The following is a 16475-nucleotide window of genomic DNA, read 5'->3' as shown; positions in this document are numbered from 1 at the left end:
GGGCGGCGGCAGCGCCGGGACGCGGCCCCCGGGGGAGCTCCCGCCGCGAAGTCCGCCGCCTCGGCGCTCCCGCTCGCGTACTGTGGAGTCTTCTCGCCGGCCCCGGCCCGGGTGGGCGTATCGAACAGGGGTCCGGCGCTCCGGGTGACACGGGTGGGCGGGTGGCCGCGCGCCGGCCGGCGCCGGGCCGAAGCGCCGTCCCGGCCCTCTGCACAGGGTTGCCGTGTGCCGTTCCGTGCCCAGTGCCGCTCAGCGGCGCCGGGGCGGGGTGGCCGGCCGGGGAGCCCGCGCATGCACGCCCGCGCCGGGCCGCCCGGCGCGGTGCGCCGAACCCCTGCCGCGCACGGCCGGACCGGGCGGCCGCCTCATTCACACGTGCGAGTGAACATGGGGGAAGCGCTTCGCTATTCGAATGTACGTGCTATACGCTCGTGACTCCGAGGCTGCCCAGGGCGGCAGTGCTCCGACCCGGCGCGCTCACAGCCGGGGCCGGCGCCCACCTTCCGAACGCTCCCCGGCCCGCCGCGTCACCGGGCCCACCGCACACGCCGCCGCCCGGCCCGCGACCCCGGCGGTGGCCGGGCCGGGTTCGGGGCAGGTTCCGGAGCAGGAAGAAAAGCCGGACAGACCCCGTTTAGCATGGCTGGGGGCCCTGCCCCCTGCCGTTGTCAGAAAGGCGCATCAGCGTGGCCGACCGCCTCACCGTCCGTGGCGCTCGCGAGCACAATCTGAAGAACGTCTCGCTGGACCTCCCTCGCGACTCCCTCATCGTCTTCACGGGTCTGTCCGGGTCGGGCAAGTCCTCCCTGGCCTTCGACACCATCTTCGCCGAGGGGCAGCGCCGCTACGTCGAGTCGCTGTCGTCCTACGCGCGGCAGTTCCTCGGCCAGATGGACAAGCCGGACGTGGACTTCATCGAGGGCCTGTCGCCCGCGGTCTCCATCGACCAGAAGTCCACCTCCCGCAACCCGCGCTCCACCGTCGGCACCATCACCGAGGTGTACGACTACCTGCGGCTGCTGTTCGCCCGCATCGGCAGGCCGCACTGCCCCGAGTGCCGCCGCCCCATCGCCCGGCAGAGCCCCCAGGCGATCGTGGACCGGGTGCTCGAGCTCACCGAGGGCACCCGCTTCCAGGTGCTCAGCCCGCTGGTGCGCGCCCGCAAGGGCGAGTTCGTCGACCTGTTCGCCGACCTCCAGACCAAGGGCTACAGCCGCGCCCGGGTGGACGGCGTCACCGTGCAGCTCACCGACCCGCCGAAGCTGAAGAAGCAGGAGAAGCACACCATCGAGGTGGTCGTGGACCGCCTGACGGTCAAGGAGTCCGCCAAGCGGCGCCTGACCGACTCGGTGGAGACGGCGCTGTCCCTGTCCGGCGGCATGGTCATCCTCGACTTCGTCGACCTGCCCGAGGACGACCCGCAGCGCGAGCGGATGTTCTCCGAGCACCTGTACTGCCCGTACGACGACCTGTCGTTCGAGGAGCTGGAGCCCAGGTCCTTCTCCTTCAACTCGCCGTTCGGCGCCTGCCCGGACTGCACCGGCATCGGCACCCGCATGGAGGTCGACCCGGAGCTGATCGTCACCGACGAGGAGAAGTCCCTGGAGGACGGCGCGATCGGCCCCTGGTCGCTCGGCCACACCAAGGACTACTTCTCCCGGCTGGTCGGCGCCCTCGCCGCCGAGCTGGGCTTCCGCACCGACATCCCCTGGGCCGGGCTGCCCGCCCGCGCCAAGAAGGCCCTGCTGTACGGGCACAACACCCAGATCGAGGTCCGCTACCGCAACCGCTACGGCCGCGAGCGGGCCTACACCACCTCGTTCGAGGGCGCCGTCCCCTACGTCAAGCGGCGGCACGCCGAGGCGGAGAGCGACGCCAGCCGCGAGCGCTTCGAGGGCTATATGCGCGAGGTGCCCTGCCCGACCTGCCAGGGCACCCGGCTGAAGCCGATCGTGCTGGCGGTCACCGTCCAGGGCAAGTCCATCGCCGAGGTCGCGGGGATGTCGATCAGCGACTGCGCGGAGTTCCTGCGCGCCCTGACGCTCACCGACCGCGACAAGGCCATCGCCGAGCGCGTGCTCAAGGAGGTCAACGAGCGGCTGCGCTTCCTGGTCGACGTCGGCCTGGACTACCTCTCGCTCGACCGCGCCGCGGGCACCCTCTCCGGCGGCGAGGCGCAGCGCATCCGTCTGGCCACCCAGATCGGCTCTGGCCTGGTGGGCGTGCTCTACGTGCTGGACGAGCCGTCCATCGGCCTGCACCAGCGCGACAACCACCGGCTGATCGAGACCCTGGTGCGGCTGCGCGACATGGGCAACACCCTCATCGTCGTCGAGCACGACGAGGACACCATCCGCACCTCCGACTGGGTGGTGGACATCGGCCCGGGCGCGGGCGAGCACGGCGGCGAGGTCGTCCACTCCGGGCCGCTGAAGGAGCTGCTGGCCAACGAGAAGTCGCTCACGGGCGGCTATCTGGCGGGGCGCAGGTCCATCCCGGTCCCGCAGGTCCGCCGCCCGCGCGACCCCAAGCGCAGGATCACCGTGCGCGGCGCCCGCCAGCACAACCTCAAGGACGTGACGGTCTCCTTCCCGCTCGGGGTGCTCACCGCCGTCACCGGCGTGTCCGGCTCCGGGAAGTCCACGCTGGTCAACGACATCCTGTACACCCACCTGGCCCGTGAGCTGAACGGCGCCCGCGGCGTGCCCGGGCGGCACACCCGGGTGGACGGCGACGACCTGGTGGACAAGGTCGTCCACGTCGACCAGTCGCCGATCGGCCGCACCCCGCGGTCCAACCCGGCCACCTACACCGGCGTCTTCGACCACATCCGCAGGCTGTTCGCCGAGACCACCGAGGCCAAGGTCCGCGGCTACCTGCCGGGCCGGTTCTCCTTCAACGTCAAGGGCGGGCGCTGCGAGAACTGCTCGGGCGACGGCACCATCAAGATCGAGATGAACTTCCTGCCGGACGTCTACGTGCCGTGCGAGGTCTGCCACGGCGCCCGGTACAACCGGGAGACGCTGGAGGTCCACTACAAGGGCAAGTCCATCGCCGAGGTGCTGGACATGCCGATCGAGGAGGCGCTCGGCTTCTTCGAGGCCGTGCCCGCGATCGCCCGCCACCTGCGCACGCTCAACGACGTCGGGCTCGGCTACGTCCGCCTCGGGCAGTCGGCGCCCACCCTCTCCGGCGGCGAGGCCCAGCGGGTCAAGCTGGCCTCCGAGCTCCAGAAGCGTTCCACCGGACGCACCGTGTACGTGCTGGACGAGCCGACCACCGGTCTGCACTTCGAGGACATCAGCAAGCTGATCCAGGTGCTCACCGGACTGGTCGACAAGGGCAACACGGTGATCGTCATCGAGCACAACCTCGATGTGATCAAGACCGCCGACTGGGTCGTGGACATGGGCCCCGAGGGCGGCAGCGGCGGCGGCCTGGTGGTCGCCGAGGGGACGCCCGAGCAGGTCGCGGGGGTCCCGGAGAGCCACACCGGCAAGTTCCTGCGGGACATCCTGCCGGTGGACAGCATCGACGCGGCCCCGGCGCGCAAGCGGGCCGGCAAGGTGCCGGGCCAGTCCCCCGCGGACAAGGCCGCGGGCAACGGCGGCACCGCCCGCAGGACCGCGCCGCGCAAGGCGGCCGCGGGCGCCAAGTAGCCGCACCCCGACCCTCCCGCCGGGCGCGGGCCGCCGAGACGCGGCCCGCGCCCGGCTGTCGGTGCCACTCAGTAGGGTGGAGCCATGGCCGACCCGTCCACCTACCGCCCCAAGCCGGGCGACATCCCCGACTCCCCCGGCGTGTACCGGTTCCGCGACGCCCATGGCCGGGTCGTCTACGTGGGCAAGGCCAAGAGCCTGCGCCAGCGCCTGTCCAGCTACTTCCAGGACGTGGCCAACCTCCACCCGCGCACCCGCACCATGGTCACCACCGCGGCGTCCGTGGAGTGGACCGTGGTCGGCACCGAGGTCGAGGCGCTCCAGCTCGAGTACTCCTGGATCAAGGAGTTCGACCCCCGGTTCAACGTCAAGTACCGGGACGACAAGAGCTACCCCTCCCTCGCCGTCACCCTCGGCGAGGAGTTCCCGCGCGTGCAGGTGATGCGCGGGCCGAAGAAGAAGGGCGTGCGCTACTTCGGCCCCTACGCCCACGCCTGGGCGATCCGCGAGACCGTGGACCTGCTGCTGCGCGTCTTCCCCGTGCGCACCTGCTCCTCCGGGGTGTTCAAGCGCTCCGCCCGGGTCGGCCGCCCCTGCCTGCTCGGCTACATCGGCAAGTGCTCCGCCCCCTGCGTCGGCCGGGTCAGCGTCGAGGAGCACCGGGAGCTCGCCGAGGAGTTCTGCGACTTCATGGCCGGCCGCACCGGCGCCCACCTGCGCCGCCTGGAGCAGCAGATGAAGGCCGCGGCGGCCGAGATGGAGTACGAGCGCGCCGCCCGCCTGCGCGACGACATCGAGGCGCTCAAGCGCGCCATGGAGAAGAACGCGGTGGTGTTCACCGACGCCACCGACGCCGACGTGATCGCCGTCGCCGAGGACGAGCTGGAGGCGGCCGTCCAGATCTTCCACGTCCGCGGCGGCCGGGTGCGCGGCCAGCGCGGCTGGGTCACCGACAAGGTCGAGGCCGTGGACACCGCGGGCCTGGTCGAGCACGCCCTCACCCAGTTGTACGGCGACGAGAGCGGCGACGCCGTGCCGCGCGAGGTGCTGGTGCCCGCGCTGCCCGAGGTGGCGGAGCCGCTGGTGGAGTGGCTCTCCGGGCGGCGCGGCTCCCGGGTGGACCTGCGGGTGCCCCGCCGCGGGGACAAACGGGCCCTGATGGAGACCGTCGAGCGCAACGCCAAGCAGGCCCTGGCCCTGCACAAGACCAGGCGCGCCTCCGACCTGACCACCCGCTCCCGCGCCCTGGAGGAGATCGCCGAGGCCCTGGGCCTGGACAGCGCCCCGCTGCGCATCGAGTGCTTCGACATCTCCCACCTCCAGGGGGAGGACGTGGTCGCCTCCATGGTGGTCTTCGAGGACGGCCTGGCTCGCAAGAGCGAGTACCGGCGCTTCCAGATCAAGGGCTTCACCGGGCAGAACGACGTGCGGGCCATGCACGAGGTGGTCAGCCGCCGCTTCCGGCGCCACCTGGCGGAGCAGCAGCGCACCGACCAGTGGACCGGCGGGGTGAACGGCGCGGACGAGCCCGGGGCCGGCCCCGACGGCGGCCCGGCCGCCCCGCCGGTGGACGGCATCGCGGCGGTGGACGGCCTCGCTTCGGTGGACGGCGCGGCCCCCGCGGCGGGCCCGATCGACCCCGACACCGGCCGCCCCCGCAAGTTCGCCTACCCCCCGCAACTGGTCGTGGTCGACGGCGGACAGCCCCAGGTCGCCGCCGCCAGGGCCGCCCTCGACGAGCTGGGCATCGACGACGTCGCCCTGTGCGGCCTGGCCAAGCGCCTGGAGGAGGTGTGGCTGCCCGGGCAGGACGACCCGGTGGTGCTGCCCCGCACGAGCGAGGGACTGTACCTTCTTCAGCGAGTGCGCGACGAGGCGCACCGCTTCGCCATCGCCTACCAGCGGGGCAAGCGGTCGAAGTCCATGACCGCGGGCGCGCTGGACAACGTCCCCGGCCTGGGCGAGACCCGCCGCCAGGCGCTCCTGAAGCACTTCGGATCGCTGAAGAGGCTGCGCGCCGCCACGGTCGAGGAGATCTGCGCGGTGCCCGGCATAGGCCGCCGCACCGCGGAGGCGGTCGCGGTCGCGCTCGCCCAGGCCGCGCCGGCGGCCCCGGCGGTGAACACCGCCACGGGCGAGATCATCGAGGACGCCCCCGCCGCAGGCGGCGCGGGCGAGTCGACAGGACGGGGGAGCCGGACGTGAGCACAGTCAAGGACTCAGGAGGAGAAGTGAGCACGCCCGAGGCGGGAAGCGAGGCCATCCCCGAACTGGTGGTGATCTCCGGCATGTCCGGGGCCGGGCGCAGCACGGCCGCCAAGTGCCTGGAGGACCTCGGCTGGTTCGTGGTCGACAACCTGCCGCCGGCCCTGATCCCCACCATGGTGGATCTCGGCGCCCGCTCCCAGGGGGCGGTGCCGCGCATAGCGGTCGTGGTGGACGTGCGCGGCCGGCGCTTCTTCGACAACCTGCGGCAGTCCCTCGCCGACCTCGCCACCGGCGGGGTGCGGCACCGGGTGCTGTTCCTGGAGGCTTCGGACGAGGCCCTGGTGCGCCGCTTCGAGAGCGTGCGCCGCCCGCACCCGCTCCAGGGCGACGGCCGGATCGTGGACGGCATCGCCAAGGAGCGGGACCTGCTGCGCGAACTGCGCGGCGAGGCCGACCTGGTGATAGACACCTCCGCCCTCAACGTCCACGAGCTGCGCGCCAAGATGGACGCCCAGTTCGCGGGCGAGGAGGAGCCCGAGCTGCGGGCCACCGTGATGTCCTTCGGCTACAAGTACGGCCTGCCGGTGGACGCCGACCTGGTGGTGGACTGCCGCTTCCTGCCCAACCCGCACTGGGTGCCCGAGCTGCGCCCCCGCACCGGCCTGGACGACGAGGTCTCCCGCTACGTCTTCGACCAGGTGGGCGCCAAGGAGTTCCTCGACCGGTACGCGGAGCTGCTGCGCATCGTCGCCACCGGGTACCGGCGCGAGGGCAAGCGGTACGTGACCATCGCGGTGGGCTGCACCGGCGGCAAGCACCGCAGCGTCGCCATGTCCGCGGGCCTGGCCCGCAGGCTCACGGCGGACGGGGTGGAGACCGTCCTCGTCCACCGCGACATGGGGCGCGAGTGATCCGCGCCACCAAAGGGGCCCGCCAGGGGCGGGACGAGAGCGCAGGAGGTGGGGCGGGCGGCGGACGGGGCGCCGTCGGCCGGGGCGGCGGCGCGGCGCCCGTCCGCGGCCGCATCCCCAGCCTCATGGGCCGCCGCCGGGGCATGCAGCCCAAGGTGGTGGCCCTCGGCGGCGGGCACGGCCTGTCCGCCTCGCTGGCCGCGCTGCGCCGGATCACCGGCGACCTGACCGCCGTGGTCACCGTCGCCGACGACGGCGGCTCCAGCGGCCGGCTGCGCGACGAACTCGGCGTGCTGCCCCCCGGGGACCTGCGCAAGGCCCTCGCCGCGCTGTGCGGTGACGACGAATGGGGCCGCACCTGGTCGGAGGTGATCCAGCACAGGTTCACCAGCAAGGGTGAACTTCACGGGCACGCCGTCGGGAACCTGCTGATCGTGGCCCTGTGGGAGCAACTGGACGACCACGTGGCCGCGCTCGACCTCGTCGGGCGGCTGCTGCGCGCCCACGGCCGGGTGCTGCCGATGTCCGCGGTACCGCTGGCGCTGGAGGCCACCGTGCGCGGCCACGACCCTGAGCGCCCGGAGGCGGTCACCACCGTGCGCGGCCAGGCCACGGTGGCCCTCACCCCCGGTGAAGTGCAGGAAGTGCGGCTGGACCCGCCGGACCCGCCGGCCGTCCCGGAGGCCGTCGCCGCCGTGATGGACGCCGACTGGGTGGTGCTCGGGCCCGGTTCCTGGTTCAGCAGCGTCATGCCGCACCTGCTGGTCCCGCAGCTCGCCGACGCGCTCATACGCACCAAGGCCCGCAAGGTGCTGGCGCTCAATCTCGCCCCCCAACCGGGGGAGACCGACGGGTTCTCCCCGCAGCGCCACTTGGAGGTCCTGGCCGGACACGCCCCTAAACTCGCCATCGACGTGGTCCTGGCCGACGAGGCGGCCGTGCACGACCGCGCCAGCCTGATCCGGGCGGCGCGGCGGCTGCACGGCGCCGTCGAGCTGGCCCCGGTCGCCGCGCGCCCCCGCGAGGGCGAGGCCGTCAGCTCGCGACACGACCCGGAGCTGTTGGCCGCCGCGTACGACCGGATTTTTCGGATGCATGGAAGGATCGGCCCATGGCGATGACGGCAGCGGTGAAGGACGAGATCAGCCGGCTCCCCGTCACCCGGACCTGCTGCCGCAAGGCGGAGGTCTCGGCGATCCTGCGCTTCGCGGGCGGACTGCACCTGGTGAGCGGACGCATCGTGATCGAGGCGGAGCTGGACACCGGTATCGCGGCGCGCCGCCTGCGCAAGGACATCCTCGAGGTGTTCGGGCACGCATCGGACCTCGTGGTGATGGCGCCGGGCGGGCTGCGGCGCGGCAGCAGGTACGTGGTGCGGGTCGTGGCCGGAGGCGACCAGCTCGCCCGGCAGACCGGCCTGGTCGACGGGCGGGGACGCCCGATCCGCGGGCTGCCGCCGCAGGTGGTGTCCGGCGCCACCTGCGACGCCGAGGCGGCGTGGCGCGGCGCGTTCCTCGCCCACGGCTCGCTGACGGAGCCGGGCCGCTCGTCCTCCCTCGAGGTCACCTGCCCGGGCCCGGAGGCGGCGCTCGCCCTGGTCGGCGCGGCCCGCCGGCTCGGCATCGCGGCCAAGGCCCGCGAGGTCCGCGGGGTGGACCGGGTCGTGGTGCGCGACGGCGACGCGATCGGCGCGCTGCTGACCCGGCTCGGCGCGCACGAGTCGGTGCTGGCCTGGGAGGAGCGGCGGATGCGCCGCGAGGTGCGGGCCACGGCCAACCGCCTGGCCAACTTCGACGACGCCAACCTGCGCCGCTCGGCCCGCGCCGCGGTGGCCGCGGGCGCCCGGGTGGCCAGGGCCCTGGAGATCCTCGGCGACGACGTGCCCGAGCACCTCGCCGCGGCCGGCCGCCTGCGCATGGAGCACAAGCAGGCGTCGCTGGAGGAGCTGGGCTCCCTGGCCGACCCGCCGCTGACGAAGGACGCGGTCGCGGGCCGCATCCGCCGCCTGCTGGCCATGGCCGACAAGCGGGCGTCGGAGCTCGGCCTGCCGGGCACCGAGTCCAACCTGACGGAGGAAATGGTCGGCTGAGGGCGGGCCTCCCGCCCCGCCCCCACCGGGATCCGCCCCGTCGGTCCGCGACAATTGCCCCGTGGACGACACCGCCTTCCTCGATCACGTCGCCGACCGCCTCGCCGCGCTGCCCGCCGTGCGGGCCGTCTCGCTCGGCGGGTCGCGGGCCCGGGGCAACCACCGCCCCGACAGCGACTGGGACTTCGCCCTCTACTACCGCGGCGCCTTCCGGCCCCGGGACCTGCGCGACCTCGGCTGGCCCGGCGAGGTGTCCGAGATCGGCGGCTGGGGCGGCGGCGTGTTCAACGGCGGGGCCTGGCTGCGCGTCGACGGCCGCCGGGTGGACGTGCACTACCGCGACCTGGACAGCGTCGAGCACGAACTCGCCGAGGCCCGGCGGGGTAGGTTCCGGGTCGAACCTCTGCTCTTCCACCTCGCGGGGATCCCGAGCTACCTCGTCGTCGGAGAGCTCGCCCTGCACACCGTGCTGCGCGGCACCCTGCCCGCGCCGGAGTACCCGGCCGCGCTGCGGGAGGCCGCGCCGCGGGTGTGGTGGGGGATGGCGGAGCACACCTTCGCCTACGCCCGGGCGGGCCACGCGGCGCACGGCCGGACCGCCCAGTGCGCCGGGCTGGTCGTCCAGGCCGCCGCGTACGCGGCGCACGCGGTGCTGGCCGCCCGCGGCGTGTGGGTGACCAACGAGAAGGAACTGCTCGCCGGGGCGGGCCTGCGCGAGATCGACGACCTGATCACCGCCCCGCCGCGCGAGGGCCTCACCGCCCTGGTGGACGCGGCGCGGGAGCGCTGCGAGCGGGCTGTGCGCGAGGCGGCCGGTCCCGGCGCGCCGTCACCCGTGTAACCGCTTCCCGCCCACCCGTTACAGCCGGGTGACCGCGCCCCTTCCGCGTCCCTCCCACGAGGCGCCCCGGGCCGGGGCGCCGGCGCCGCCCCACGCAGCCGCTCGGCCCCGCGCCGGAGCGGAACGTACACATCCATCTGGCGCCAACAGAGTTCTGCCATTGACAGGCTCATGATCCACCTTCAAGGCTGTCCTCCGTGCATGACCATCACACCAGTCGGATCATCAGTCGGATGGTCCGTCTTGTTCCTGTCGTTCGATCCGGGGGAAGTTCATGAGGCGAAGAGCCACCGCCTTCCTGGCCGCGACCGCGCTCGTGCTCGGCGTGACCGCTGCCATACCGTCCGCCCAGGCCGAGGGCGTCTCCGAGGCCGGGGGCGACGGCCTGTCCGTGTGGACCGCCCAGGTCTCCCGGGCCCAGATGCCCACGCTGCTCGAAGCCGGTGTGGACGGCCTTGAGTTGAGCGAGCAGGTGCCGGCCAAGGGCAAGGCCACTGTCGAGGTCTACCTGACCGAGAAGCAGGCGGCCGAGGTCGAGGCCAAGGGCATCGAGCTGGAGGAGCGGACCCTGTCCTCCGCCGCGGCCAAGCGGGTGGAGCGGGCCGGCGACGGCGTTTTCCGCCCCTACAGCGGCGCCGGCGGCCTGAAGGAGGAGATCGTCCGCACCGGGCAGGCGCACCCGGAGCTCACCAAGGTCGTGAGCATCGGCAAGAGCCTGAAGGGGCAGGACATCCTGGCCGTCAAGGTCAGCAAGAACGCCCGCACCGTCAAGGACGGCAAGAAGCCCTCCGTGCTGTACCTGTCCACCCAGCACGCCCGTGAGTGGATCACCCCGGAGATGACCCGCCGGCTGCTCCACCACTACCTGGACAACTACGGCAAGGACAAGGAGATCACGAAGCTCGTGGACTCCACCGAGCTGTGGTTCGTCCTGGTCGCCAACCCCGACGGCTACGACTTCACCCACGCCGACCCGGACAACCGCATGTGGCGCAAGACCCTGCGCGACAACAACGGCGACGGCAGGATCACCGCGGGTGACGGCGTGGACCCGAACCGGAACTTCGCCTACCGGTGGGGGTACGACAACGAGGGCTCCTCGCCCGACCCGGCGGACGAGACCTACCGCGGCCCCGGGCCCATGTCCGAGCCGGAGACCCGGGCGCTGGACGCCTTCCAGAAGCGGATCGGCTTCGAGTACGGCGTCAACTACCACTCCGCCGCGCAGTTGATCCTGTACGGCATCGGCTGGCAGGTGGCCACGTCCTCGCCGGACGACGTGATCCTCAGGGCCCTGGCCGGGACTCCGGAGAAGTCCGCCGTCCCCGGCTACCGCCCGCAGTTGTCCTCCGAGCTGTACGTGACCAACGGCGAGACCGACGGCCACGCGGCGAACGTCAACGGCGTGCTGATGTTCACCCCGGAGATGTCCACCTGCTCCGTCGCCTCCCGGGTCGACCCGAACGACGAGTGGCGGCCCGAGGACTGCGAGAGCGGCTTCCACTTCCCCGACGACGAGAAGCTGATCCAGCAGGAGTTCGCCAAGAACATCCCCTTCGCGCTGTCCGTCGCCAAGACGGCGCTGACTCCGGACCGGCCGGCCTCGTCGGTCGGCATCGAGGCGCCCGACTTCACGCCGCACGCCTTCACCACCTCCTACGCGGCCGGCGCCGCCCAGCAGGTCGCCGTCACCGCCCGCAAGAGCGTGCGCGACAAGCGGCTGCACTACCGGATCGACGGCGGTCCCGCGCGCACCTCGTTCCCGAAGGCGTGGGCCGGCGGCGAGCGGTTCGGCGGTGAGGACAACCACTACTTCGACGAGTACCGGGCCAAGGTGTACGGCGCCGAGCCCGGCTCGAAGGTCACCGCCTGGTTCACCGGCAGGACGGCGGACGGCAAGCGCACCACCAGCGAGCGGTTCACCTACACCGTCGCCGAGCGGCCCAAGGCCGACACCCTGGTGATCGCCGACGAGGGCGGCTCCGCCGCGGCCGTGCACGCCCGCACCTACGTCCAGGCGCTGCGCGACGCCGGCCACTCCGCCGCCGTGTGGGACGTGGCCACGCAGGGCGCCCCGGACGCGCTGGGGGTGCTCAGCCACTTCAAGGCCGCCGTCTGGTACACCGGGGACAACCGGCCGGGCGGTGACACGCTGCTGGCGGTGCGCTCCTTCGTCAACGAGGGCGGCAAGCTGATCTCCGCCGGTGAGCGCGCGGGCGGCACCTCCACGGTGGGCCCGGCCGAAACCGACGACTTCAGCCAGTACTACCTGGGCGCCGACAGCCGCGCCTCGCTGCGGGACACCACCGCCTTCCAGGCGCTCGGCAGGCTGGACGGGGCGAACGCCGCGCTCGGCGACGCCGAGGGCAACCCGCTGGACGCGGCCGGGGCGTACACCGTCACCTCCGACAGCCTCCCGCCGGAGGAGTTCCCGCAGTTCGCCAGTGCGGCCGCGGGCGACTACCCCGGGGTGAAGACGCCGTTCGAGCCGTACGAGGGCGAGTGGTTCGCCGCGGCCCGGCACTCGGACGACGCCTGGAACCGGCTGACCCGCACGGTGGACCTCACCTCGGTGACCGCCGCCGACGCGCCGAAGCTGAACTTCCGGCTCAGCTACGACATCGAGCCCGGCTACGACAACGTGCTCCTCGAGGCGCACACCGAGGGCGCCGACGACTGGACCACGCTGCCCGAGGCGAACGGCGCCACCGACTCCGAGGTGCCCACCCAGTGCGAGGAGGGCTTCTACGTCAGCGGCCACCCGTTCCTGCGGCACTACCTGACCGTGAACGCCGACGGCTGCACCGCCACCGGCTCCACCGGCGCCTGGCACCGGCTCACCGGCTCCTCCGACGGCTGGCGCGACGTGACGTACGACCTGAGCGCCTACGCGGGCAAGAAGGTCGTGCTGTCCCTGGCCTACGTCACCGACGGCGGCACCGGCGGCCGCGGCGTCTTCACCGACGCCACCCGCCTGGTGATCGGCGGCACCGACTCCGGCACCGAGGGCTTCGAGACCTCCCTCGGCCCGTGGACCACGCCCGGCGCGCCCGAGGGCAGCCCCGGCAACGCGGTGGAGTGGACCCGCTCCCAGGCGCTGTTCCACTCCTCGGCCGCGGTCGTCACCGACGACACGGTCCTGCTGGGCTTCGGCCTGGAGCACGTCACCGACAAGGGCGAGCGGGCCCGCCTGGTCCGCACCGCGCTCGGGCAACTGCTGAAGAAGCAGTGACCTGAGCGGAGGGTGACGCGCGCCCGTGCGCGTCCCTGATCGAACAGGGCCCCGTCCGGACACCGGACGGGGCCCTGCCGCGTCACCCACCCTCTCCCCGCCGGCCTCACGGCGCCCCGCCCACCCCGCCGTTCACACCCCGGCCGGCCCCGCGCGGGGCCGTTGTCCACAGGCGGGGAGTCCAATGCCACCCCGGAAGGTCCGGCGAGGTAGGGTCGTACGTGGTCGGGGACGTCCCATCCATTCGCCGGACGTGGATCCGGCGCGTCAACGAGGAGATCGGTTCGTGACGATCCGCGTAGGCATCAACGGCTTTGGTCGTATTGGCCGCAACTTCTTCCGCGCCGCACTGGCGCAGGGAGCGGACATCGAGATCGTCGGTGTCAACGACCTGACCGACAACGCGACCCTGGCGCACCTGCTGAAGTACGACACCATCCTGGGCCGCCTCGACGCGGAGGTCACCCACTCGGGTGACTCCATCTCCGTCGGCGGCAAGTCGTTCAAGGCTCTCGCCGAGCGCGACCCGGCCGCGCTGCCCTGGGGTGAGCTCGGCGCGGACATCGTGATCGAGTCCACCGGCCGCTTCACCAAGGCCGCGGACGCCAAGAAGCACGTCGAGGCCGGCGCCAAGAAGGTCATCATCTCGGCGCCCGCCAAGGACGAGGACATCACGGTCGTGATGGGCGTCAACGAGGACAAGTACGACCCGGCGAAGCACACGGTCATCTCCAACGCCTCCTGCACCACCAACTGCGTGGCGCCCATGGCCAAGGTGCTGCTGGAGAGCTTCGGCATCGTCAAGGGCCTGATGACCACGGTCCACGCCTACACCAACGACCAGGTCATCCTGGACTTCCCGCACAAGGACCTGCGCCGGGCCCGCGCCGCCGCGCAGAACATCATCCCGACCACCACGGGCGCCGCCAAGGCGACGTCGCTGGTCATCCCCGAGCTCAAGGGCAAGCTCGACGGCATCGCGATGCGCGTGCCGGTGCCCACCGGCTCGGTCACCGACCTCGTGGTCACCCTGGAGCGCGAGGTCACCAAGGAGGAGGTCAACGAGGCCTTCCAGAAGGCGGCCGAGGGGCAGCTCAAGGGCATCCTCTCCTACAGCGAGGACCCGATCGTCTCCTCCGACATCGTCAACTGGCCCGCCTCCTGCACCTTCGACTCCCCGCTGACCATGGCCCAGGGCAGCCAGGTCAAGGTCGTCGGCTGGTACGACAACGAGTGGGGCTACTCCAACCGTCTGGTGGACCTCACCGCCTTCATCGGCGACAAGCTCTGAGCGAGGCGGCCTCACTCCGGCCGCGGTGAGGCAGGGGCTCGTACGGCGGCACCCGCCGTGCGAGCCCTGGCCTGTGCGCGGGCCCGTTCTCCGGGCCCGCCGTCATCCGGGGCCCGCCCGCGCAAGGGCGGTCCCCTCTCCTCCGCCGACGCTTCCGTGAAGGTGTGACCCACGCATGAAGACCATCGACGACCTGGACGTGAGGGGCAAGCGCGTCTTCGTCCGCGCCGACCTCAACGTCCCGCTCGCCGGCTCCCCGGAGTCCGGTGACGTCCGGATCACCGACGACGGCCGGATCCGGGCCGCCGTCCCCACCATCGCCGCCCTCGCCGAGCGCGGCGCCAAGGTGATCGTCGCCTCCCACCTCGGCCGCCCCAAGGGCGAGCCCGACCCCAGGTTCTCCCTGGCGCCGGTCGCCGCCCGCCTGGGCGAACTGCTCGGCAAGCCGGTCGCGTTCGCCGGCGACACCATCGGCTCCGAGGCCGACAAGGCGGTGGCGAACCTCGCCGACGGCGCCGTCGCCCTGCTGGAGAACCTGCGCTTCAACCCCGGCGAGACCGCCAAGGACGACGCCGAGCGCGGCGCCTTCGCCGACAGCCTCGCCCGCCTGGCCGACCTGTACGTGGGCGACGGCTTCGGCGCCGTGCACCGCAAGCACGCCTCCGTCTACGACCTGCCGGCGCGCCTGCCGCACGCCGCGGGCGGCCTGATCGCCACCGAGGTCGACGTCCTCAAGCGCCTCACCGAGGACGTGGCCCGCCCCTACGCCGTGGTGCTCGGCGGCGCCAAGGTCTCCGACAAGCTCGGCGTGATCGACCACCTGCTGGAGCGCGCCGACCGCATCCTGGTCGGCGGCGGCATGAGCTACACCTTCCTCGCCGCCACCGGCAAGGAGGTCGGCGGCAGCCTGCTCCAGGAGGACCAGATCCCGGCCGTGCGGGAGTACCTGGCCCGCGCCGAGGCCAAGGGCGTGGAGTTCGTGCTGCCGGTGGACGTCGTGGCCGCCCCCGAGTTCCCCGACCTGAAGGAGCAGGCCCCCACCAGCCCCGAGACGGTCGACGCGGACGCGATCCCGGCGGACCGGATGGGCCTGGACATCGGCCCGCGCAGCCAGGAGCTGTTCGCCGCCAAGCTCGCCGACGCCGCCACCGTCTTCTGGAACGGCCCCATGGGCGTCTTCGAGCACCCGGACTACGCCGAGGGCACCCGCGCCGTCGCCCGGGCGCTCGCGGACAGCTCCGCGTTCACCGTCGTCGGCGGCGGCGACTCCGCCGCGGCGGTGCGCACCCTCGGCTTCGACGAGGCCGCGTTCGGACACATCTCGACCGGCGGCGGCGCCAGCCTCGAGTACCTCGAGGGCAAGACGCTCCCCGGCCTCGCCGCACTGGAGGACTGACCATGGCGACCCGCACCCCGTTGATGGCGGGCAACTGGAAGATGAACCTCAACCACCTCGAGGCCATCGCCCACGTCCAGAAGCTCGCGTTCGCGCTGAACGAGAAGGACCACGAGGCCGTCGAGGTCGCGGTCCTGCCCCCCTTCGTCGACCTGCGCTCCGTGCAGACCCTGGTGGACGGCGACAAGCTGAGCATCAGGTACGGCGCCCAGGACATCTCCGCGCACGACGGCGGGGCCTACACCGGCGAGATCTCCGGCGCCATGCTCGCCAAGCTGAACTGCGCCTACGCGGTGATCGGCCACTCCGAGCGGCGGCAGTACCACGCGGAGACCGATGAGCTGATCAACGCCAAGGTCAAGGCCGCCTACCGGCACGGCGTCACCCCGATCCTGTGCGTCGGCGAGGGCCTGGACGTGCGCAAGGCCGGCAACCAGGTCGCGCACACCCTCGCCCAGCTCGACGGCGCGCTGAAGGACGTCCCCGCCAAGGACGCGGAGTCGATCGTGATCGCCTACGAGCCGGTGTGGGCCATCGGCACCGGCGAGGTGGCCACGCCCGAGGACGCGCAGGAGGTCTGCGGAGCGATCCGCGCCCGCCTCGCCGAGCTGTACGACCAGGAGCTGGCCGACAAGGTGCGGATCCAGTACGGCGGCTCGGTCAAGTCCGGGAACGTCGCCTCGATCATGGCCCAGCCCGACGTGGACGGGGCCCTGATCGGCGGGGCGTCGCTGGACGCGGAGGAGTTCGTCAGGATCGTCCGGTACCGGGAGCAGTCCGTCGGTTCCTGAGCGGCCCGGGACACGGCCGGGCGGGTGCCTCCGCCCGGCCGGGGCTCGCCGTACACC

Annotated in this window: 10 protein-coding genes; all 10 read left to right on the top strand. The window is 72.7% G+C overall.

The window, feature by feature from the left end:
* The first annotated feature begins 686 nt into the window (after nucleotides 1–686).
* The 10 genes from uvrA (at nucleotide 687) to tpiA (ending at nucleotide 16418) form a co-directional block, all read left to right on the top strand.
* Nucleotides 687–3659, top strand: a complete 2973-nt coding sequence (gene uvrA / locus ACYVO2_RS20330; RefSeq protein WP_461009326.1) for an excinuclease ABC subunit UvrA — start codon at nucleotides 687–689, stop codon at nucleotides 3657–3659.
* A gap of 84 nt (nucleotides 3660–3743) precedes the next feature.
* Nucleotides 3744–5864 (top strand): excinuclease ABC subunit UvrC, encoded by a 2121-nt coding sequence (gene uvrC, locus ACYVO2_RS20325; protein WP_461009325.1) that lies wholly within the window; start codon nucleotides 3744–3746, stop codon nucleotides 5862–5864.
* Nucleotides 5865–5947: 83 nt separating this feature from the next.
* Entirely contained in the window at nucleotides 5948–6778 is an 831-nt protein-coding gene (gene rapZ, locus ACYVO2_RS20320; protein WP_461009351.1) for an RNase adapter RapZ, read from the top strand.
* A gap of 125 nt (nucleotides 6779–6903) precedes the next feature.
* Complete coding sequence (locus tag ACYVO2_RS20315) at nucleotides 6904–7899, top strand: gluconeogenesis factor YvcK family protein (protein WP_461009324.1); 996 nt, start codon at nucleotides 6904–6906, stop codon at nucleotides 7897–7899.
* Nucleotides 7890–8867, top strand: coding sequence for a DNA-binding protein WhiA (gene whiA / locus ACYVO2_RS20310; protein WP_461009323.1), 978 nt, complete (start codon nucleotides 7890–7892; stop codon nucleotides 8865–8867). The genes ACYVO2_RS20315 and whiA overlap by 10 nt, the downstream gene beginning before the upstream one ends.
* A 61-nt stretch (nucleotides 8868–8928) precedes the next feature.
* A complete protein-coding gene (locus tag ACYVO2_RS20305; RefSeq protein WP_461009322.1) occupies nucleotides 8929–9708 on the top strand; it encodes a nucleotidyltransferase domain-containing protein in 780 nt (259 codons plus the stop codon).
* Nucleotides 9709–9982: 274 nt separating this feature from the next.
* Nucleotides 9983–12940, top strand: a complete 2958-nt coding sequence (locus ACYVO2_RS20300) for a M14 family metallopeptidase (RefSeq protein ID WP_461009321.1) — start codon at nucleotides 9983–9985, stop codon at nucleotides 12938–12940.
* Between the two features lie 286 nt (nucleotides 12941–13226).
* A complete protein-coding gene (gene gap / locus ACYVO2_RS20295; RefSeq protein WP_461009320.1) occupies nucleotides 13227–14231 on the top strand; it encodes a type I glyceraldehyde-3-phosphate dehydrogenase in 1005 nt (334 codons plus the stop codon).
* A 175-nt stretch (nucleotides 14232–14406) separates the two neighbouring features.
* Nucleotides 14407–15627: a phosphoglycerate kinase gene (locus ACYVO2_RS20290; RefSeq protein ID WP_461009319.1), complete on the top strand. Its 1221-nt coding sequence runs from the start codon at nucleotides 14407–14409 to the stop codon at nucleotides 15625–15627.
* A gap of 2 nt (nucleotides 15628–15629) precedes the next feature.
* Complete coding sequence (gene tpiA, locus ACYVO2_RS20285) at nucleotides 15630–16418, top strand: triose-phosphate isomerase (protein WP_461009318.1); 789 nt, start codon at nucleotides 15630–15632, stop codon at nucleotides 16416–16418.
* The last annotated feature ends 57 nt before the right edge of the window (nucleotides 16419–16475 follow it).

The organism is Streptomyces capparidis (assembly GCF_054782095.1).
This window is presented reverse-complemented; position numbering and strand designations above follow the sequence as displayed.